An 18,852-nucleotide genomic window follows, 5' to 3' on the forward strand; every position below is an offset into this window, starting at 1 on the left:
ACGGTTGAATAGAAGGTGAAAGGAAAACCCCGACCCCTAAGAAGGAGAAATACCCCCATGAACGACAAACTCCACCGCTCCACCACCGACCGCTACGTCGCCGGCGTGTGCGGCGGCATCGCCGAGACCTACAACGTGGATGCCACCCTGGTGCGCGCCCTGTTCGCCATCGCCACGCTGGGCGGCGCCTGGGGCCTGGCCATCTACATCGTGCTGTGGATCTGCATGCCGGAAGGCCCGCAGGCCTAGGCCCGGCCCCGCGCTACTGCAGCGGGCCGAAGTCCATGAATTCCCGCCAGGTGTCCCACTCTTCCTGCAGGGCCGCCCGGCGGGATTCTTTGCTCGCGTGGCCGTCGATGAGGCTGGCGTCCTGCATCCGGATGCCGTTGTCGAAAAAGAGCGCGGCGTGCCCGGAGGCCCCGTAGCGGATGACCGGGATGAGGTTGAGCCCGTCGAAGGACAGGCGCGCGTTCGGGCGCACGTCCAGGCCCGCGATGGCCGCCAGGGTGGGCGCGAGATCCATGGGGGAGACCAGCTCCTGGGAGGTGCCGCCTTCGGCCACACCGGGCCAGAAGATGCTCATGGGCCCCGGGGAATCGCTGAGCGTGGCCACGGCCACGACGCCGGTATCCGGCAGCGAGCCCGGCTCCTCCCACAGGCGGAAGACGTTCTCGCCCGGCTGGGCGGGCTCTGCCCCCTCGGTGACGCGCCAGCCGGCGTCGGCGAAGACGTCGGTGATGCGGTAGCGCGCGCGGCGCTGCGGGTACTGGCCGGTCAGCACCGCGTTGCGGGACGAGGGGTAGTCCGCGGCGGGCGGGTAGCAGTTATCGAAGCGCAGGCCCGGCGGGGCCAGCTCGGCGGGCCAGTGGGAGAAAGTAGCCAGGGTGATGTCCATGGCTGCTATTTTAGTCCCGCTCAGACGGGAGAAAGCGGTGCCCCCACCAGGATTCGAACCCGGGACACGCGGGGTAGAAACCCGCTGCTCTATCCACTGAGCTATAGGGGCTAACAAGGGGCAGGCGCCGCGCTGTCGCGCAGTGCAGGACAGATTTTACTCGACCGGCCCGGCGCCGGAGACACACGGCCCGCTAGCTGGTCGCGGCGCCGTTGTCCGCGCGCTGCTTGCCGACCTTCTTGACCAGCTCGATAAGCCGCTGGGTGGCCGGCGAAAGGTCGGCGTCGCGCCGGGTGAGCAGGATGCCGCTCATCATCGGCAGCTCCTCCTTGAGCTGGCGGTAGTGGATGCCCTCGGACTTGAACGTGCGGGCGGTCTCCGGGAAAAGCGCGACACCCAGCCCGCCGGCGACCAGCGGGATGGCGGTCTGGAGCGTAGATATTTCCTGCCGGCGCGCGGGCACGGCATCGGGGTGGTCGGCCCAGAGCTCGTCCAGCAGCTCCGTGAGCCCGATAAACTCCGGGTTGCGGGGCACGACCACCCAGGTCTCGTCCCGGATGTCGTAGAGCGAGACCGGATCCGGCAGGCCGGCCAGGCGCTCGGGCAGGCCGACCACCCAGGGGAAGCGGGCGAACTCGACGACGTCGAGCTGGCGCACGAAGCGCCGCGCGACCGCGGCCGGGTCGGTGACCGGCAACAGGCCGACGTCGACGGTGCCGTCCAGGACCCGCTCCAGCGTGATGCTGGGGGAGGGGTCTTCGACGTAGACCTCCACGTCGGGGGCCTCTTGCAGCATCTCGTGCAGGACGGCGGGCATGACGGTCCAGTTGAACTCGGGCGCCGAGCACACCGAGACCGAGCCGGCTAGCCCGCCCGCCATCTCCCTAATGCGCTGGGTGGTCTGGCTGAGCAGGGCGTCGAGCTTGACCGCGGTTTTGTAGACGTAGTGTCCGGCGTCCGTCGGGGTGACCCCGGCGCGGCTGCGGTTGAGCAACTGGATGCCGAGCTCGTCTTCGAGCTTGCGGATGGATAGGCTCAGCGAGGGCTGGGTCATCTCCATCGCCGCCGCGGCATGCGTGAATCCGCCGTGGTCAACCACGCTGCGGAAGTAGTGGAGTTGCCGAGAATCCATAAATCCCATCGTGCCAGAAAATAGACCATTAATCATTTTCGTTATGGAAACGTCGCCGAAGTAGAATAGCGGCATGTCTTTCAGCCACGCCACCGACGCGGATGCGACGAAGAAGCCTAGCCCCAGTACCGGCACCCAGCAGGTGCGATCCAGCTGGGGTATTTACGCGGCAGCCACGGTCTTCGCCGGCGTGGTCGGAGGGTTCATCTCGATGTTCTTCCTGGCCGACTCGCTGCAGGCCCTAGGCATTCCCGATCCGGGCCGCCTGACCACCATCGGCCTGCCGGCGTTCCGGGGCGCGGCCTGGATACTCATGGCCCTGGCCGTGGGCTCCTACCTGACCTCGGCGTTCCTGATTTCCCCGGCCGTGCCGGAGGGGGACAACGAACGGCTTATCGATGCCCCCTTGACCGTCGACGGCCACCTCGCCGCCCGCACCGGCATGGTTGCCTCCTTCGGCGTGGCCATCGTCTCGCTGCTGGAGATCCCGCTGGTCATGTCGGATGTCTCCGGCACGCCCTTCGTCCAGGTCTTAAGCCCCGACATGCTGGGCCTGGCGCTGTCCCAGGTGGCTACCGCCCAGGCGTGGCTGGCCACCGCGGTGATCGCGGCGTTGGTCGGCGTGCTGACCCTGTTCAGCCAGCAGTGGTCCCTGCAGCCGGTGCTGCTGTTTTTGTCGATCACCATGGTGGTTCCCCTGGGGTTTGACGGGCACTCGGCCTCCGGCGGCGACCACGACTACGGCACCAACTCCTACCTGTGGCACCTGTTGTTCGTGGTGCTCTGGGTCGGCGGCCTCATGGCGCTCATCGCCCATGGCCGACGCCTGGGCCGGGAAATGGGGCAGGCGGTGCGCCGCTATTCGACGCTCGCGCTCGTCGCCGCGCTGGCGATGGCCGCCTCCGGCGTGGTCAACGCCGCCATCCGCGTGGAGTGGTCGGACTGGCTGACCACCCGCTACGGGCTGATTATCACCACCAAGACCGTGCTGCTGGTCGTGCTGGCCTTTTTGGGCTTCGTCCACCGCCAGCTGACCATCCCGCAGCTGGACAAGCGCCCGCGCCTGTTCCTGCGCGTGGCGGTGGTGGAGGTGGCCGTCATGGCCGCCACGGTCGGCGTGGCCATCACCATGGGGCGCACGCCGCCCCCGCCGCCGCGGGATCCCAACCTGAACTCCATGCAGATCCAGCTGGGCTACGAGCTCTTCGAGCGCCCCACCTTCTGGAACGTGTGGACCTTTTTCCGCTTTGACATCATGTTCGGGGTCATCGGCCTGGTGCTGGCGGGTCTGTATGTCTACGCCCTCTACCGGCTGCGCAAGATCGGGCTGAGCTGGTCGCCCATGCGCACCGCCTGGTGGATGCTCGGCTCGCTGGGCATGACCGTCGTGATGTCGACGGGCATCGGCCTGTACTTCCCGGCCATGTACTCCATGCACATGCTGGGGCACATGGTCCTGTCCATGGTCATCCCGCTGTTTTTGGTGCTCGGCGCGCCGCTCACCCTCCTCATGGAGGCCTTCCCCGCGGGGCGGCCGGGCCGGCCCAGCCTGCACGACTACGCCGTCGCGGTGACGAAGTCGCGCATCCTGCGCGCCATCACGCACCCGGCCGTGAACCTCCTGCAGTTCCTGGTGGTCTTCTACGCCATCTACCTGTCCTTCGACTTCTACGAGTTCGCCATCTCGGAGCACGCCGGCCACGTCCTGATGAACTGGATGTTCCTGCTGTCCGGTTACCTCTACTTCTGGGAAGTCATCGGCCCGGATCCGCTGCCGAACCGCGCGCCGGTGCACATCCGCCTGTTCGTGCTGTTTTTGTCCATGCCGGTCCACCTCTATATGGGCGTCTACCTCATGCAGCTCAACGCCATCTTGGGCGAGGAGTTCTACAACTCCCTGAACCTGCCGTGGGATATCGACCTGCTGGCGGACCAGCGCGAGGGCGGCGGCATCGCCTGGGGCTTCGGGCAGTTCCCGCTAGTTATCGTCTTCGGCAAGCTCTTCGTCGATTGGCTGCGCGAGGATCGCAACACCGCCGCGCGCCACGACGCGAAGGCGGATGTGGATCACGACGCCGACTTGGAGGAATACAACCGCATGTTGGCCGGGCTGAGCGAGGATGGTGACATTAGTCGTTTCCGGCAGATGTAGGCACCTCACCAGCGCCCATAGTGCTTAACGATGCCACCCCGTCCCCACCATAGGCATATTTCGCGCCGTGGGGGCGGGGTTTATCCACAGGTACGGCCGGCGCCGGTTTACAGCCGCTGCCGCCTCGGCGAGCATGGACACCAGCGGCCCGCGACCGCGGGGCGCGAAGAACACTATTTGCTCGAGGGGAATTAAACCGAGATGTCTCAACTGTCCATCACCGTTTTTGGCCACCTGACCCATAACCCACAGCTCGTTAAGTTCAACGACGAGACCATGAAAACCAACCTGCGCGTCGCCTCCTCGCGGCGCGTGCGCGATAACTCCACCCAGTCCACCGACACCTGGAAAGACTCCGACCTGTTGTTCATGGACGTCGAGGTCTGGGGGCCAGCTGGCCCAGTCCTGCCGCATCACCCTGCAAAAGGGGATGCCGATTATCGCCGTCGGCTCGCTGGTGACCAGCCAGTGGACTACTGAGTCCGGCGAGGCCCGCAGCCGCATCTACCTGAAGGCCTCATGGCTGGGCCTGGACATGAACCGCTGGGTCATCGGCGCCCGCAAGATCGAAACCGTCACCAACGCCGCCGGGGTGGAGATCCCGGGCGAGAGCGTCCTGGACTACCCGGTGGACAAGGACCTGTCGAAGTCCGGACCCAAGCAGCCGGAGCCGGCACAAGCCGCGGAGTCTGCGGAATCCGGGGACGATAGCAACGGAGAGGGGGATACCGCCACCGATACCGCGGGTGATCGCGCCGCCGCCAGCGCGCGCAGCGTCCTGAGCTAATCCGCCAGCTACTTCACGACCCGTCGGCGCCCTGCTGTGCCGGCGGGTTATGTGCCTTAAGGGGTAGCCAGCGGGCAACTTGCGGTAGTGTTTGTGGTGATAAAACCTGACCCAATGGACGAAAAGGGGAATGATGGGCGAGTTCATCTACACGATGAAAAACGTGCGCAAGGCTATCGGCGACAAGGTCATCCTGGACAATGTCACCATGGCCTTCTACCCGGGCGCCAAGATCGGCGTCGTGGGGCCAAACGGCGCCGGCAAGTCCTCGATCTTGAAGATCATGGCCGGGCTGGACCAGCCCTCCAACGGTGAGGCTTTCCTGGATCCGGGCGCCACCGTCGGCATCCTGCAGCAGGAGCCCCCGCTGAACGAGGAGAAGACGGTCCGCGAGAACGTCGAGGAGGGCCTCGGCGACATCTTCGAGAAGAAGCAGCGCTTCGAGCAGATCGCGGAAGAGATGGCCACCAACTACACCGACGAGCTCATGGAAGAGATGGGCAAGCTGCAGGAGGAGCTCGACGCCGCCGATGCCTGGGAGGTCGACTCCAAGATCGAGCAGGCCATGGAGGCCCTGCGCTGCCCGCCGTCCGATGCCCCGGTCACCAAACTCTCCGGTGGTGAGCGCCGCCGCGTCGCACTGGCCAAGCTGCTGCTGAGCGAGCCGGACCTGCTGCTGCTCGACGAGCCCACCAACCACCTGGACGCCGAGTCCGTCCAGTGGCTGGAAAAGCACCTGCAGGACTACCCGGGCGCCGTGCTGGCCGTGACCCACGACCGCTACTTCCTAGACCACGTCGCCGGCTGGATCTGCGAGGTCGACCGCGGCAAGCTCTACCCGTACGAGGGCAACTACTCGACCTACCTGGAAAAGAAGCAGGAGCGCCTCGAGGTCGCCGGCAAGAAGGACGCCAAGCTGCGCAAGCGCCTGAAGGACGAGCTGGCCTGGGTGCGCTCCGGCGCGAAGGCCCGCCAGGCCAAGAACAAGGCCCGTCTGGAGCGCTACGAGGAGATGGCTGCCGAGGCCGAGAAGTACAAGAAGCTCGACTTCGAAGAAATCCAGATCCCGACCCCGCCGCGCCTGGGCAACAAGGTCGTCGAGGTCAAGGATCTGGTCAAGGGCTTTGGCGACCGCGTGCTCATCAAGGACCTGTCGTTCACGCTGCCGCGCAACGGCATCGTGGGCGTTATCGGCCCGAACGGCGTGGGCAAGACGACCCTGTTCAAGACCATCGTCGGGCTGGAAGAGCCGGACGCGGGCTCCGTGGAAGTCGGCGACACCGTCAAGCTGTCCTACGTGGACCAGAACCGTGAGAACATCGACCCCGAGGCCACCGTCTGGGAGGTCGTCTCCGGCGGCCTGGACTACATCCACGTCGGCCAGAACGAGATGCCCTCGCGCGCCTACCTGTCCGCTTTCGGCTTCAAGGGCCCGGACCAGCAGAAGCCGTCCAAGGTGCTCTCCGGCGGTGAGCGCAACCGCTTGAACCTCGCGCTGACCCTGAAGGAAGGCGGCAACCTGATCCTCCTAGACGAGCCGACCAACGACCTCGACGTCGAGACCCTCGGCTCGCTGGAAAACGCCCTCGAGAAGTTCCCGGGCTGCGCCGTGGTCATCTCCCACGACCGCTGGTTCCTGGACCGCACCTGTACCCACATCCTGGCGTGGGAAGGCAACGTGGAAGAAGGCAAGTGGTTCTGGTTCGAAGGCAACTTCGGCGACTACGAGAAGAACAAGGTCGAGCGCCTGGGCGAGGAGGCCGCCCGCCCGTCGCGCGTGACCCACCGCAAGCTGACCCGCTAAACAACGCAGTTAACCGCAGTTAAAAGGAGCAGGATGTCCATCCATACCCACGAGGTTCCGGTCCGGTGGTCGGATTTCGACCGCTACGGCCACTTGATGAACGCGAATTACGTCGAGCTGGCGCAGGAAGCGCGGCTGGCGTTCGCGGAAGACAAGTTCTACTCGCAGGGGCACGAATTCGCGGCTTTCGTGCGGCACCTGGACCTGGACTTCCGCCTGCCCATCGAGCCCCGCGGGACCACCTCCGTGGTGGTCGAAACGCAGGTCGTCGAACTGGGCAACAGCTCCCTGACCACCCGCCAGGAGATCAAGGACAGAAACGGCCGGGTCGCCTGCGTGGTGGAATGCGTGCAGGTCGCCGTGGACCTTGAGACCCAGCGCCCGCGCCCACTCAGCGATGCCGAGCGCGACATCCTCACCCAGGTAGGGGAAGAATAGTTGCCGAACGAATCGCTGGACCTGCGCAACGGCGGCAAGGGCCTGCAGGTGCTGGTGAGCCGTGCGATTGGCGTCGACGGCGGGTGCTCCGTGCGGCTGCGCCAGCTGACCGAGCACCAGGTTGATGTCTTCGTCACCACGCCTTTCGAGGTCGTTGTCGCGCGCCGCGTGGAGGGTAAGGCCTCCCGCGATGGGGCAGTGGTCTCCGCATATCTGCTGCAGCAGGAGCTGCTCAAGCACAACGCCGCCGGCAAGCTGGAGCTGGGCCCGGCCCGCGATCCCGTCTGGCCGGGCGCGCTGCCGCCGATGGACGGCTTCCGGCTGCTGGACCACCTGCCGGTAGAAGTCGTGCGCGAGCTTGCCGATGCCGGCCAGGCCCTAGCCCGCCAGTTCTCCGGACCGTTGGGCCCGCCGTCGAGCCTGATGAACCAGACCGTGGTCACCGTCGAGGGCCAAGGCAAGCAGGTCGAGGTGCCCATGCGCATGATTTTCGCCTGCACCAGCCTGGGGCTCATCCCCGGCTTCTCCGCGCCTACCGACGTCCCGCGGCACCTACGCGTTGCGGCGAAGGGCCGCTGGGTGCGCCTCGATGCCCCCTTCGGCACCGTCTACCACTCCAACCGGCTGTCTTTGTTCTAGGAAACTCTAGGTTTTCCACAGGCCGCGGTTCCCGAGTGTTAACCATTCCACTCGGGCGGCCGAGTTATCCACAGGCGCGGGATCGTGCTCTTGTGGGGGTTGATCTGTGTTTCTAGCGTGTGAGTCATGACAACGACAGCCATGGACACACTGAAAGCAGCGCACGCCATCTTCGCGGACGGGATCCAGTATTTGGACCTGTGCCGCCAGCTCAGCCTGCCCGCTTTGAAGGCTGTCATGTCCGATGTTGCCGCGGCCGCACACCACCGCGCGTGCCAGACCTTCTTCGGGAAGACGTCCTATACGCGCAAGCAAGCCGCCGCCCGCCGAGCCGCCGCTTCTCAGGGCCATCACCTGGATACCCTCTTGGTCCTGGACAATGCCTTCCGCCGGGTACGCCACCAGGGCGAGGCCTGGGCCATGCTCATCGAACTGTGCAACACCCCCGGCACCACCAAACAACTCCGCCGGCTTGCCAACCAAAAAGTCTTGGAGCTCAACCGCCCGGCCCCACCCGCCGAAGGCGTGCGCGTGACCCGCCGCAAAGACGGCCCCAGCACCTTCTCCATTACCGGGGACCCACAGCTGGTAGAAAACCTCTGGGCATCAATTAAGACCATCCCCGACGTGGAAGCCTTGTTCAGCGGCGGCCTAGAAAAACAACCCAAGACCACCCACGTGGTCATCTCCCTACCGGACTGGGTGCGCATCCTTGCCGGAGACGGGGATGAGATCACCTTGCAGCTGAGCAACGGCACCACCATGACCGGTGCCGACTACGTCCGACAGTGCCTGCTGGACGCGGGCCTTGCCACCCTGGTGGATCCGAGGCGCGGGCCGGTCAACCAATACCGCTACCAACGGCATGCCTCGCCGAAGCAGAAAGACATGGCCAAAGCCGAGACCACCTGGTGTGCCTGGCCGAACTGTAGGAAGCCGGCGGATGAGTGCCAGGTCCACCACATCCACCCCTGGGCAGGCGGCGGAGAAACCAACCAAGAAAACCTGACGCTGTTGTGCGAGTTCCACAATTCCTGGAACGACGACGATCCGGCCTACCCAAGGCACGGGAGGGTCAACCGAAGACACGGCACAGTCACGTGGGACCCGCCCTGGAGCGGCGGCTGACACGGGGGCCAGCCGAGAGAGCAAAGTCGCGAGAGCAAAGCCGCGGGGCTGACGGCTGACGGCTGACACGGGGTCAGCCGAGGGAAAAGGAACAACAAAGTCAACCAAACCCCACGACTGCCGGGCCACAAGGGGCAATCCCAGTCTAAACACGCGAAAAGGCGCCACGGAAACCACTCCGTAGCGCCTACTCGGCGTGCCGAAAAGCTAATCCGGCCGGTTGATGAGCATCGCGGCGACGCGCTGCATGTGATCCCAGATCATCGCGCGGTACGCCGGCGGAATGGTCTCCTCCTCGATGTCCTCCAGGGACGCTCCCATCAGGTCCAGCCAGCGCTGGGCGGCGGCGGAATCGATGGGGAAGGACACATGCCGCATCCGCAGGCGCGGGGCACCGCGGTTGGCGTTGAACTCGGCGGGCCCGCCCCAATACTGGGCGAGGAACCACTGCAGCCGTTGCGCGGCGCCGTCGAAGTCCTCGGCCGGGTACATGGGCGCCAGGATGTCGTCGTTGCGCACGCGGGCGTAGAAACCTGCGACCAGGCGGCGGAAGGTCTCCTCGCCCCCGATGGCATCGTAAACGCTGCTGGGCTGCACTTAGTCCGCCTTCCGCATGATGCCCATGCCGTAGGGGTACGGGGTGGAAATGCCGGCCTCCTGCATCGCGTCCAGGATGTGCGCCTGGGCGTGGCGCTGGACGTGCCACTGCTGGCCGGGCATCGTCTTGATGGAAATGCGGTAGGAGATGTAGTCCGGCTCCCAGTCGGAGATGCCGTTGATGACGGGCTCGTCGATGACCTCGTTGACAATCTCCGGATCCTTGATGGCCTGGTTGACGGCGTCCTCGATGACGCGCCACGCTTCCTTCGCGTTGTTGGACAGGCCCACCGGGATCTGCAGGCGGCAGATGGCGTAGTGGTCGGAGAAGTTACCGATGCGCAGGATCTCACCGTTGCGGACCGTCCACAGGGTGCCGTCGATGTCGCGCAGCTTGGTCACGCGCAGGGTGATGTCCTCGACGTCGCCGATGATCTCCTCGCCCACGTCGATGGTGTCGCCGATGCCGTACTGATCCTCCAACAGCATGAAAACACCGGACAGGAAGTCCTTGACCAGCGACTGGGCGCCGAAGCCAAGGGCGACACCAACCACACCGGCGGAAGCGATAAGCGGGGCGATGTTTACGCCCAGCTGGTCCAGGATGAGCAGGGCGGCCAGGCTCCAGATGATGATGCCCACCGCCGATTTACTGACCCCGGCCAACGTCTTGATGCGGGACTTGCGCCGGTTTTCTTGGCTGCGGTTCATCGCGGCCTGCTGGCGGCTTTCCTCCTCCCGCTGCGCCTTGGTGGCCTTCGGCCCCAGCGGCAAGCGCGGGATGGTCGTCCCGCTGGGGGTCTTGGAGGCCTTGGCGGCCAGCTGGTTGATGATCCGGCGCAGCACCCACTGGGTGATGACGGCGATCAGCAGGATGATGACGATCTTGACGGGCCGTTCGACGACCCACGAGCGGATCTGCTCGTCCTCCCACCAGTTGCTGACCGTGTCGACGGCAGTGGTGCTGGCGGAACTAGCTAACACTGTGAGACTCATGCACTCTCTTTCTTTGTTGACTCGGCTTCGATTGTAGTAACCGCGGCCGGGCGTGGGCGCAGCGATGGCTACGGCGGCACAGGGCAGGTGGTGAATAAAAGGGTGGCGGGGGAGCGCCAAAAGTGGACAGCTTGGTCTAGGGTTGGGTGGCATGACGCAGCAGACGAAGCAAGAACTCGCCCAGGGATTTACCTCCCGCGCCATCCACGCCGGCTACCACCCGGACGGACACATGGGGTCCATCAACGTGCCCATCTACGCCTCCACGACGTTTGCGCAGGACGGCCTCGCGCAGCTGCGCGGCGGCTTCGAGTACGGCCGCGTGGCCAACCCGACGGTCCGCTCTCTAGAGCAGACCCTGGCGGCCCTGGAAGACGCCAGCTGTGCCCGCGTGTTCTCCTCGGGCATGGCGGCCATCGACACGCTCATCCGCATCCTGGCCCGCCCCGGCGATCACGTCATCCTCGGCAACGACGCCTACGGCGGCACCTACCGCCTGCTGCACCACGACTTTGGGGAGTGGGGCGTTCAGCTCAGCGTCGTGGACACGACCGACCCGGACGAGGTCGCGGCCGCTGTGCGCGACAACACCCGGATCATCTGGCTGGAAACGCCCAGTAACCCGGCGCTGTCGGTCACGGATATCGCCGCCGTCGCGGAAGTGAAAAAGCACGCCGCGCTGGTGGTGGACAACACCTTCGCCACGCCCTACCTGCAAAACCCGCTGGCCCTGGGCGCGGACCACGTGGTCCATTCGACCACCAAGTACCTGGGCGGCCACTCCGACGTCCTCGGTGGTGCCGTCATCACTAACGATGCCGAAGTCGACGAGCGCCTCCTGTACTTCCAGGGCTGCGTCGGCGCGGTCTCCTCGCCTTTCGATGCCTACCTCACCGCCCGCGGCATCAAGACCCTGGGCGTGCGCATGGAGCGCCACTGCTCCAACGCGCAGGCGGTAGCGGAATACTTGGCCTCCCGCCCCGAGGTCGCCCAAGTCTATTATCCGGGGCTGGAAGACCACCCGGGCCACGCGACGGCCGCGGGCCAGATGCGCGGCTTCGGCGGCATGCTCTCGGTGCGCTTCCGCAACCCCGAGCACGCGGAGCAGTTCTGCCTGAACACGCGCCTGATTTGTCTGGCGGAGTCGCTGGGCGGGGTCGAGTCCTTGGTCGAGCACCCGCAGAAGATGACGCACGCCTCGGCGGAAGGCTCCGAGCTGGTCCCGCCGGCGGACATGGTGCGCCTGTCGATTGGTATTGAGGACGAGGCCGATCTCATGGCCGACCTCGCCCAGGCGCTGGGCGCCCTAAGCTAGCAGGTCGCCGGCCGTGCGGTCGGTCTCCTGCAGCAAAAGGGGATCGGTGCCCGGCATGGGGGAGATGGTGGTGTCCGGCCACTGGGCATAGGTGGGGATGCCGATGATGTGCAGCCGCTCATCCACCGCGCCGTCGGGGTGGACGGTGCGGCGCTGCCACGTGGTCTCCGGCGAGCCCGTCGGGTGCCCGTGGTCGTGGAACGGTCGCGTGCGCGCCTGGATCGACACCGACATCGGGTCGACGGCGTGGCGCACGTCGGGCTGGTGCATCCAGGCGTCGACGAGCCAGTCGGAGCTGGCGGCGCCGAAGCGGGTGCGCAGGGTGAACGCGTCGCCGATTTCCAGGTGCGGGTGGTCGCCCAGGAAGGTGACCAGGCCGGCATCGATGAGCGCGAGCAGCTGCTGGGTGCGGAACAGCGGCGGGCCGGAGCCTACCATCTGGCCAAACGCCATGAACTCGCGGTAGGCCCCGGTGCGCGAGGCCCAGCTCATGCGGCCTTCCGAGCCGGCGATGGAGGCGGGCTTGCGCGCCGCGGAAATCGCCCACAGGGCGGCCTTGAGGCGGGAGTCGCGCCCGGCCTGGGACTCGGCGATGTCGCGTTCGAGCCCGGCGGCGATGAAGCCGGTCGGGTCGTCGCCGGCGTAGGCGGCCAGCGGGTTCATCCAGTAGTCGAGGCGGAACTCGCAGTCCAGCGCCGCGGTGAGCTCGGCCGCCAGGGCGGGCAGGGTGTCGGCGTGTAGCTCGGCGGCATCGATCTCGGCGGCGCGCTCGGGGTAGTAGGCGGCGTAGGCGTCGCGGACCAGGGCGGGCAGGACCTCGGCGCCGAAGTCGAAGTCGTCGCCCAAGTCCGCCAGCGCCGCCTTAAAGCGGGACAGGTCGGCCTTCGGCGGCAGGGAGTGGTACTGGGACTTCGGCAGGTAGGGGTAGCCGCGCCCGGAGGTAACGACCAGCTGGGGCTCGCGGCCGGACGGCTGGTAGCGCAGGCCGCCGCGGGCGGAGTCGTCGGCGACGAACTCGCCGCCGCGGTTGATGGTCACCAGCGCCATGACGTCGAAGAAGCCCATGCCGAGCCCGCGCACGAGCACCTTCTGGCCGGCCGGTATCTCCTCGACGGGCTGCTCGACGGGGTTGTCGGGGCGCACCCAGTTGAGATCCGCGGCGGCCAGGCGCTGCTCTTCCTCGTTGGCGGCCGGCACCTGCCAGCCGTAGGTCAGCACGGTCTTGTCGGCGGCCACCTGGGAGCCGTCGGCCAGGGTGAGCACGTCGTGATCGCCGGCGTCGGCGATGTCGGTAGCGCGGCTGAAGTGGTGGACCACCTGGACCTGCTCGGGCAGCTGCGCCAGCGCGACGGTGAGCACCCAGCGCAGGTAGGCGCCGTAGAGGGCGCGGGAGGGGTGGGACTCGGGCCGGGACTCGTCGAGCTCCGTGGCAAAGGCGCGGTCGACGGTGGGCGGGAACTGGCGGAACAGCTCGACCTTGGCGTCGCTGATGCCGGCGGCGGCCGGGTCGTCGCCGCGCAGGAGCTGGATCCACTCGTAGAGGATGGGGCCTTCCAGCGCCGGGGCGGTGAGGGTGGACTCCGGCTCGGTGAACAGGGTGACCGCGCCGGCCAGGGTGTTCATGCACAGGGTGCGGGTCTGGTCGGTTTCCCAGATGCGGCCGGCGCCGTGCTCGGCGTCGTCGATGAGGTGCAGGGTGATAGGTGGGGTGGAGGGGTGCTCGTGGAGGTGGGCGGCGAGGCGTTCAATGACGGAGATGCCCCGCGGGCCCATCCCCACGATGGCCACGGCTAACGGTGCTGACAATGTCTTCATCCTTCATAGACGAGAGAATAAATTAGACTAGTTGGTCTACAGTAATGATACTAAACGGTCTAAACTGTGTTAAATTCGCAAGCAGTTAAAAGTTGAACTAACCCCGAAGAAGTATCATCACCGTGAAACTACTCAGAACCCTCACCAGTCTAGTCGCCGTGGCAGCGCTGGCCGCTGGGTGCGCCACCGCGCCGGAAGGGGAGGAAGGCGGCTCCGACAACGTCCTGACGTACCTGGAGCCGCAGTTCTTCCGCACCCTCTACCCGCCGGCCGCCGGCTTCTACCCGAACGGCGGCGTGGTCAACCAGATCACCGACCGGCTGCTCTACCAGGACCCGGAGACCCTGGAGCTTTCTCCCTGGATCGCCACGGAGCTGCCCGAGGTCAACGAGGACGCCACCGAATACACCTTTAATATCCGCACGGACGTGACCTACTCCGACGGCTCCCCGCTGACGGCGGAGAACGTGGTGGCGAACTTCGATCTCTACGGGCTGGGCGACAGCGACCGCACGCTGACCGCCTCCGAGCAGATCTCCAACTACGAGCGCGGCGAGGTTATCGACGAAGACACCGTGCGTTTCCACTTCTCCGCCCCGTCGCCGGGCTTTTTGCAGGCCACCGCCTCCTACAACGCGGGCCTGCTCGCGGACGAGTCGCTCCAGCTGGACAACGAGGGCTTCGGCCCCGGCAACGCGCGCAACGTCATCGGCTCGGGGCCCTTCGTGGTCGAGCACGAGGAGATCGGCACCGACCTGGTGTTAAAGACCCGTGAGGACTACGACTGGGCGCCACCTCAGGCGCGCCACCAGGGCCGGGCCGCCATCGACGGCGTGCACTACATCCTGGCCGCCGAGGAATCCGTGCGCACCGGCGCGGTGCTATCCGGCCAGGCGGACATCGCCCGCCAGATTTCGGCGCCGCAGGAGGACCTGCTGGAATCCCGCGGGGTCAACATCGTCACCCGCGGCACCAACTCGATGAACAACCAGCTGGCCTTCCGCTTCGACCACCCGCTGCTGCAAGACCAGCGGGTGCGCGAGGCGATCATCCACGGCATCGACAGGCAGGAAATCCTGCGCGTGCTCTTCTCCGACTCCTACCCGCTGGCCACCTCCACCGTGGCCGAAACCGGGCTGGGCTACAAGGACCAGGGTGATGCCTACGCCTACGACCCGGACGCGGCGCGCGAGCTGCTGGCAGCAGCCGGCTGGGAACCGGGCCCGGACGGGATCCTCACCAAGGACGGCAAGCGCCTGGTGCTGCGCTCGAACACGGCGCTGCCGCAGCCGCGATCCAAGGAGGTCATGACGATGGTTCAAGACCAGCTGGGCGAGCTCGGCATCGGCGTGGAGATTAACGCCGGCGACCAAGCCACGCAGAACGCGGACGCCAAGGACATCGACAAGGTGCAGCTGTACCACTCCATGGTCGCGCGCGCCGACTACGACGCGATTACGTCCTTCTACAGCATCAACAACCGCGACGCCTTCCTCAACCAGGATTCCGCCGGCGAGCCCATCGACGCCCACCTGGAGCAGCTGCTCGACCGCGTCGTCTCCGTCACCGGCACCCAGGAGCGCGAGCAGGCGGTCCAGGAGGCCCAGGATTACCTCACGGAGAAGGCCTACGCGCTGCCGCTGTTCGAGGAGCCGCAAGTCTACGCGGTCGCCGAGGGCGTGGAAGGCTTCCGGCCGGAGGCCGTCGCCCGCCCCTGGTTCTACGAGGTGGAGGAGATTAACTAATGACCGGAAAGCAGATTTTGGCCCGTCTCGGGCAGGCACTGCTGGTGCTGCTGATTACCTACACGGTCGCGTTCTTCCTGCTGTCGGCGCTGCCGTCCGATGCCGTGCAGTCCCGCTTCGGCGACCCGGCGCTGGGCCTGTCGCAGGCCGAGATTGACGAGATCCGGGACTCGATGGGCATCGATAAGCCCCTGTGGGTCCAGTTCTTTACCTCGCTGGGCGGGTTCCTGGTCGGCGAGTTCGGCAATTCCACCGAGTCCGGCGCCCCGGTGGCCACGCTGATTGCGGACGCGCTGCCGCACACGCTGGCGCTGGCGACCTCGGCCATCGTGGTCTCTGTCATCGTCGCCCTGCTGGTCGCCTTCGCCGCGACGCTGCCGGGCCTGGGCTGGATCGGCTCCTTCTTCCGCGGGCTTCCCTCCCTGCTGGTCTCCCTGCCGGGCTTCTGGGTCGGCATCCTGCTCATCCAGGTCTTCTCCTTCCAGCTGGGCTGGGTGCGCGTGATTGAGCCGGGCAGCATCGAGGGGCTCATCCTGCCCACGCTGACGCTGGCGGTGCCCATCTCCGCGCCGCTGACGCAGGTGCTCATCCGCTCCATCGAGCAGACGCAGGGCCAGCCTTTTGTCAACGCGGTGCGCGCCCGCGGCGCCTCGGAGGCCTGGATCTTCTGGCGCAACGTCCTGCGCAACTCCCTGCTCCCGGCGCTGACAATGGCCGGCCTGCTCTTCGGCGAGCTGGTCGGCGGCGCCGTGGTCACCGAGACCGTCTTCGGCCGCACCGGCCTGGGGCAGATGACCGCCCAGGCCGTGGCCAACCGGGACACCCCGGTGCTGATGGCGGTGGTGGTTATCGCCGCGGCCGCCTACGTGATTATCAACCTGGTCGTGGACCTTTTGTACCCGGTCCTGGACGTCCGCCTGCGGGGCCAGAAGGCCCCGGCCCGGGTGGCAGGAAGGAAGACCCATGTCTAAGCCCCGCAATCCCTGGACGCGCCCGACCTCGCTCGTGGCGATCGTCGTGCTGGTCATCGCCGCCCTCGCGGCGCTGTGGCCCGGCCTGCTGGCAAGCGCGGACCCGTACGCGGGCACCGACGTCGCCCTGCTGCCGCCAAGTAGCGAGCACTGGTTCGGCACCGACGCCGTCGGCCGCGACTTGTACGCCCGCGTCGTCTACGCGGCCCGCCAGTCCCTAGTCGGCGCCTTCATCGCCGTGGCCGTGGGCCTGGTGGTCGGCACGATCATCGGCGTGCTGGCCGGCAGCCTGCGCGGCTGGGTGGACACGGTCCTGATGCGCGTGGTCGACGTGCTGCTGTCCATCCCCGGCATCCTGCTGTCGCTGTCCATCATCATCGTGCTGGGCTTCGGCTCCGTCCAGGCGGCGGTGGCCGTCGGTGTCACCAGCATCGCCGCGTTCGCGCGCTTGGCGCGCTCCCAGGTCATCAGCGTGGCCGGGGCGGACTATGTGGAGGCCGCCTACGGCTCGGGCGCGCGCCCGCTGCAGGTGATGGTGCGCCACATCCTGCCCAACTCGCTGACCCCGGTGGTGGCCCTGGCGACCCTGCAGTTCGGCTCCGCCATCCTGCAGCTGTCCATCCTGGGCTTTTTGGGCTACGGCGCCCCGCCGCCCACGCCGGAGTGGGGGCTTATCATCGCCGAGGGCCGCGACTTCATGGCCACCGCCTGGTGGCTGATTGTCATCCCGGGCCTGGCGATTGTCGCCGTCGTCATGGCCGCCAACCATCTCTCCCGCAACATCCGGGCGCAGGCCTAAACCACAAGGAGCAGAACTCGTGTCACTGTTAACTGTTACTGACTTGAACGTCTCCTACGACGGCTCCCCGGCGGTCCAGGGCGTGAACCTTGCGGTGGAGCCGGGCCAGATGACCGCCATCGTCGGCGAGTCCGGCTCGGGCAAGTCCACCTCGGCGCTGGCCATCCTGGGCCTTTTGCCGGACAACGCCGCCGTCGATGCCGGCTCCGTGACCTTCCAGGGCCGCGACCTGACCGGGCTTAGCCGCAAGCAATGGCGCGGCATCCGCGGCGCCCACATCGGGCTGGTGCCGCAGGATCCGAACAACTCGCTGAACCCGCTGAAGACCATCGGCGCCGCGGTGGAAGAGGGCATGGAAATCCACGGGCGTGGGGATCGGCGCGCCCGGGCGCTGGAGCTGCTCGATCGGGTCGGCATCGATGACCCGGAGCGCCGCTACCACCAGTACCCGCACGAGCTGTCCGGCGGCATGAAGCAGCGCGTCCTCATCGCCGCGGCGGTGGCGCTGGAGCCAGAGCTTATCATCGCCGACGAGCCCACCAGTGCCCTCGATGTGACGGTGCAGAAGACCATCCTGGACCTGCTGGACGACATGCGCGAAGAGCTCGGCCTGGGCCTGCTGTTTATCACGCACGACCTGGCCGTGGCGGGCGACCGCGCGGACCAGATCGTGGTCATGGAGGCCGGCCAGGTCCGCGAGTCCGGCCTGGCGGCCACGGTGCTCACCGACCCGCAGCACCCCTATTCCAAGCGCCTGCTCGCCGATGCCCCCTCCCTGACCGCCGCCGATTTCACCCGGCAGCAGGCCACCCCGGCCGCCGCCGGCACGCCGCCGCTGCTGCGGGTGGACGGCCTGGTGCAGCGCTTCGGCGACTTCACCGCCGTGGACGGGGTGAGCTTCGAGGTTGCTAAGGGCACCACGCACGCGCTGGTCGGCGAGTCCGGCTCCGGCAAGACCACCACCGGCCGGTCCGTGTCAATGTTCAACCAGCCGACCGCGGGCAGCATCCGGCTGGGCGGCACGGAGCTGACCGAGCTGGATGCGGCCGGCCGGCGCGAGGCCCGCCGCCAGGTCCAGCTGGTCTATCAGAACCCGTATAGCTCGCTGAACCCGCGGCGCACCATCGCGGATACCATCGCCGAGCCCCTGGTGAATTTCCGCGGGATGAAGCGGCCCCGGGCGCGGGAGGCCGCCCGCGAGTTTATGGAGCTGGTCGCCCTGGACCCGGACATGGGCCAGCGCCTGCCGGCGCGCCTGTCCGGCGGGCAGCGCCAGCGCGTGGCGATCGCACGCGCCATGATCATCGAGCCGGAGCTGGTCGTGCTGGACGAGGCGGTCTCCGCCCTGGACGTGACCGTCCAGTCGCAGATCCTGCGGCTGCTCGACGACCTGCAGCAGGAGTTGGGGCTGACCTATATCTTCATCTCCCATGACCTGGCCGTGGTCAACCAGGTCAGCGACACCGTCAGCGTGCTGGGGGCGGGCCGGCAGGTCGAATACGGCCCGACCGCCGAGGTCTTTACCAACCCGCAGGCGGATCTGACCCGCCGGCTCATCGAGGCCATCCCCGGCTCTCGCTACCGCGGCGGCGACCTAAACTTGGGCCTGTAAGAGCGAAAAAGTAGCAAAGAAGCAGCA

General features: G+C 66.9%; 18 protein-coding genes and 1 tRNA gene. 13 read left to right on the forward strand and 6 right to left on the reverse strand.

All coding sequences use genetic code 11. The features are described from left to right. Positions 1-57: 57 nt before the first annotated feature. Positions 58-249: a PspC domain-containing protein gene (locus tag QQS53_RS04010; RefSeq protein ID WP_448872038.1), complete on the forward strand. Its 192-nt coding sequence runs from the start codon at positions 58-60 to the stop codon at positions 247-249. A 13-nt stretch (positions 250-262) separates the two neighbouring features. Here QQS53_RS04010 and QQS53_RS04015 read toward each other — a convergent pair whose 3' ends face one another. From QQS53_RS04015 to QQS53_RS04025, 3 genes are all read right to left on the reverse strand, one after another. Continuing rightward, positions 263-895: a hypothetical protein gene (locus QQS53_RS04015; RefSeq protein ID WP_472774638.1), complete on the reverse strand. Its 633-nt coding sequence runs from the start codon at positions 893-895 to the stop codon at positions 263-265. 38 nt (positions 896-933) lie between these two features. Beyond that, positions 934-1,006 (reverse strand) — tRNA-Arg (locus tag QQS53_RS04020). An 82-nt stretch (positions 1,007-1,088) separates the two neighbouring features. Further along, entirely contained in the window at positions 1,089-2,027 is a 939-nt protein-coding gene (locus QQS53_RS04025) for a LysR family transcriptional regulator (RefSeq protein WP_472774639.1), read from the reverse strand. A gap of 73 nt (positions 2,028-2,100) precedes the next feature. On the opposite strand from QQS53_RS04025, the gene QQS53_RS04030 reads away from it, so the two are divergent. The 7 genes from QQS53_RS04030 to QQS53_RS04060 all read left to right on the forward strand — a co-directional run bounded on the left by QQS53_RS04030 (position 2,101) and on the right by QQS53_RS04060 (position 8,975). After that, positions 2,101-4,179, forward strand: coding sequence for a bifunctional copper resistance protein CopD/cytochrome c oxidase assembly protein (locus QQS53_RS04030; protein WP_472774640.1), 2,079 nt, complete (start codon positions 2,101-2,103; stop codon positions 4,177-4,179). Positions 4,180-4,380: 201 nt separating this feature from the next. Next, positions 4,381-4,659 (forward strand): single-stranded DNA-binding protein, encoded by a 279-nt coding sequence (locus QQS53_RS04035; RefSeq protein WP_472774641.1) that lies wholly within the window; start codon positions 4,381-4,383, stop codon positions 4,657-4,659. Next, the gene (locus QQS53_RS04040; RefSeq protein WP_472774642.1) at positions 4,610-4,966 is read left to right on the forward strand and encodes a hypothetical protein; all 357 of its coding nucleotides are present in this window, start codon (positions 4,610-4,612) and stop codon (positions 4,964-4,966) included. The genes QQS53_RS04035 and QQS53_RS04040 overlap by 50 nt, the downstream gene beginning before the upstream one ends. A gap of 133 nt (positions 4,967-5,099) precedes the next feature. Beyond that, positions 5,100-6,770, forward strand: coding sequence for an energy-dependent translational throttle protein EttA (ettA, locus tag QQS53_RS04045; protein ID WP_472774643.1), 1,671 nt, complete (start codon positions 5,100-5,102; stop codon positions 6,768-6,770). A gap of 33 nt (positions 6,771-6,803) precedes the next feature. Then, on the forward strand, positions 6,804-7,208 hold the full coding sequence (locus QQS53_RS04050) for an acyl-CoA thioesterase (protein WP_448233391.1): 405 nt from the start codon (positions 6,804-6,806) through the stop codon (positions 7,206-7,208). Next, positions 7,209-7,847 carry a DUF8185 domain-containing protein gene (locus tag QQS53_RS04055; protein ID WP_448872028.1) on the forward strand — a complete coding sequence of 213 codons (639 nt, stop codon included), beginning with the start codon at positions 7,209-7,211 and terminating at the stop codon, positions 7,845-7,847. Between the two features lie 126 nt (positions 7,848-7,973). Next, positions 7,974-8,975, forward strand: a complete 1,002-nt coding sequence (locus QQS53_RS04060; protein WP_472774644.1) for an HNH endonuclease signature motif containing protein — start codon at positions 7,974-7,976, stop codon at positions 8,973-8,975. A 207-nt stretch (positions 8,976-9,182) separates the two neighbouring features. Here QQS53_RS04060 and QQS53_RS04065 read toward each other — a convergent pair whose 3' ends face one another. After that, positions 9,183-9,572, reverse strand: coding sequence for a globin domain-containing protein (locus QQS53_RS04065; protein WP_472774645.1), 390 nt, complete (start codon positions 9,570-9,572; stop codon positions 9,183-9,185). Beyond that, the gene (locus tag QQS53_RS04070) at positions 9,573-10,568 is read right to left on the reverse strand and encodes a mechanosensitive ion channel family protein (RefSeq protein WP_472774646.1); all 996 of its coding nucleotides are present in this window, start codon (positions 10,566-10,568) and stop codon (positions 9,573-9,575) included. It abuts the gene before it with no gap. A 151-nt stretch (positions 10,569-10,719) separates the two neighbouring features. Here QQS53_RS04070 and QQS53_RS04075 point away from each other — a divergent pair, with 151 nt between their 5' ends. Further along, the gene (locus QQS53_RS04075) at positions 10,720-11,883 is read left to right on the forward strand and encodes a cystathionine gamma-synthase (RefSeq protein WP_472774647.1); all 1,164 of its coding nucleotides are present in this window, start codon (positions 10,720-10,722) and stop codon (positions 11,881-11,883) included. On the opposite strand, the gene QQS53_RS04080 is transcribed toward QQS53_RS04075, so the two are convergent. Beyond that, positions 11,875-13,698, reverse strand: coding sequence for an FAD/NAD(P)-binding protein (locus QQS53_RS04080; protein WP_472774648.1), 1,824 nt, complete (start codon positions 13,696-13,698; stop codon positions 11,875-11,877). The genes QQS53_RS04075 and QQS53_RS04080 overlap by 9 nt on opposite strands. 122 nt (positions 13,699-13,820) lie before the next feature. On the opposite strand from QQS53_RS04080, the gene QQS53_RS04085 reads away from it, so the two are divergent. The 4 genes from QQS53_RS04085 to QQS53_RS04100 are packed head-to-tail and all read left to right on the forward strand — an operon-like array spanning position 13,821 to position 18,825. After that, entirely contained in the window at positions 13,821-15,443 is a 1,623-nt protein-coding gene (locus QQS53_RS04085; RefSeq protein ID WP_472774649.1) for a TIGR04028 family ABC transporter substrate-binding protein, read from the forward strand. Continuing rightward, a complete protein-coding gene (locus tag QQS53_RS04090; RefSeq protein ID WP_448872014.1) occupies positions 15,443-16,414 on the forward strand; it encodes an ABC transporter permease in 972 nt (323 codons plus the stop codon). Before QQS53_RS04085 ends, QQS53_RS04090 begins: the two co-directional genes overlap by 1 nt. Then, on the forward strand, positions 16,407-17,213 hold the full coding sequence (locus QQS53_RS04095) for an ABC transporter permease (protein ID WP_472774650.1): 807 nt from the start codon (positions 16,407-16,409) through the stop codon (positions 17,211-17,213). The genes QQS53_RS04090 and QQS53_RS04095 overlap by 8 nt, the downstream gene beginning before the upstream one ends. Positions 17,214-17,232: 19 nt before the next feature. Then, positions 17,233-18,825 carry a dipeptide ABC transporter ATP-binding protein gene (locus QQS53_RS04100; RefSeq protein ID WP_472774651.1) on the forward strand — a complete coding sequence of 531 codons (1,593 nt, stop codon included), beginning with the start codon at positions 17,233-17,235 and terminating at the stop codon, positions 18,823-18,825. The last annotated feature ends 27 nt before the right edge of the window (positions 18,826-18,852 follow it).

This window comes from Corynebacterium sp. 2571A (assembly GCF_055700935.1).

Coding starts and splice junctions, on each gene's coding strand:
- QQS53_RS04010 (WP_448872038.1), top strand. CDS start 58: ATGAACGACAAACTCCACCGCTCCACCACCGACCGCTACGTCGCCGGC.
- QQS53_RS04015 (WP_472774638.1), bottom strand. CDS start 895: ATGGACATCACCCTGGCTACTTTCTCCCACTGGCCCGCCGAGCTGGCC.
- QQS53_RS04025 (WP_472774639.1), bottom strand. CDS start 2,027: ATGGATTCTCGGCAACTCCACTACTTCCGCAGCGTGGTTGACCACGGC.
- QQS53_RS04030 (WP_472774640.1), top strand. CDS start 2,101: ATGTCTTTCAGCCACGCCACCGACGCGGATGCGACGAAGAAGCCTAGC.
- QQS53_RS04035 (WP_472774641.1), top strand. CDS start 4,381: ATGTCTCAACTGTCCATCACCGTTTTTGGCCACCTGACCCATAACCCA.
- QQS53_RS04040 (WP_472774642.1), top strand. CDS start 4,610: ATGCCGATTATCGCCGTCGGCTCGCTGGTGACCAGCCAGTGGACTACT.
- ettA (WP_472774643.1), top strand. CDS start 5,100: ATGGGCGAGTTCATCTACACGATGAAAAACGTGCGCAAGGCTATCGGC.
- QQS53_RS04050 (WP_448233391.1), top strand. CDS start 6,804: ATGTCCATCCATACCCACGAGGTTCCGGTCCGGTGGTCGGATTTCGAC.
- QQS53_RS04060 (WP_472774644.1), top strand. CDS start 7,974: ATGACAACGACAGCCATGGACACACTGAAAGCAGCGCACGCCATCTTC.
- QQS53_RS04070 (WP_472774646.1), bottom strand. CDS start 10,568: ATGAGTCTCACAGTGTTAGCTAGTTCCGCCAGCACCACTGCCGTCGAC.
- QQS53_RS04075 (WP_472774647.1), top strand. CDS start 10,720: ATGACGCAGCAGACGAAGCAAGAACTCGCCCAGGGATTTACCTCCCGC.
- QQS53_RS04080 (WP_472774648.1), bottom strand. CDS start 13,698: ATGAAGACATTGTCAGCACCGTTAGCCGTGGCCATCGTGGGGATGGGC.
- QQS53_RS04090 (WP_448872014.1), top strand. CDS start 15,443: ATGACCGGAAAGCAGATTTTGGCCCGTCTCGGGCAGGCACTGCTGGTG.
- QQS53_RS04095 (WP_472774650.1), top strand. CDS start 16,407: ATGTCTAAGCCCCGCAATCCCTGGACGCGCCCGACCTCGCTCGTGGCG.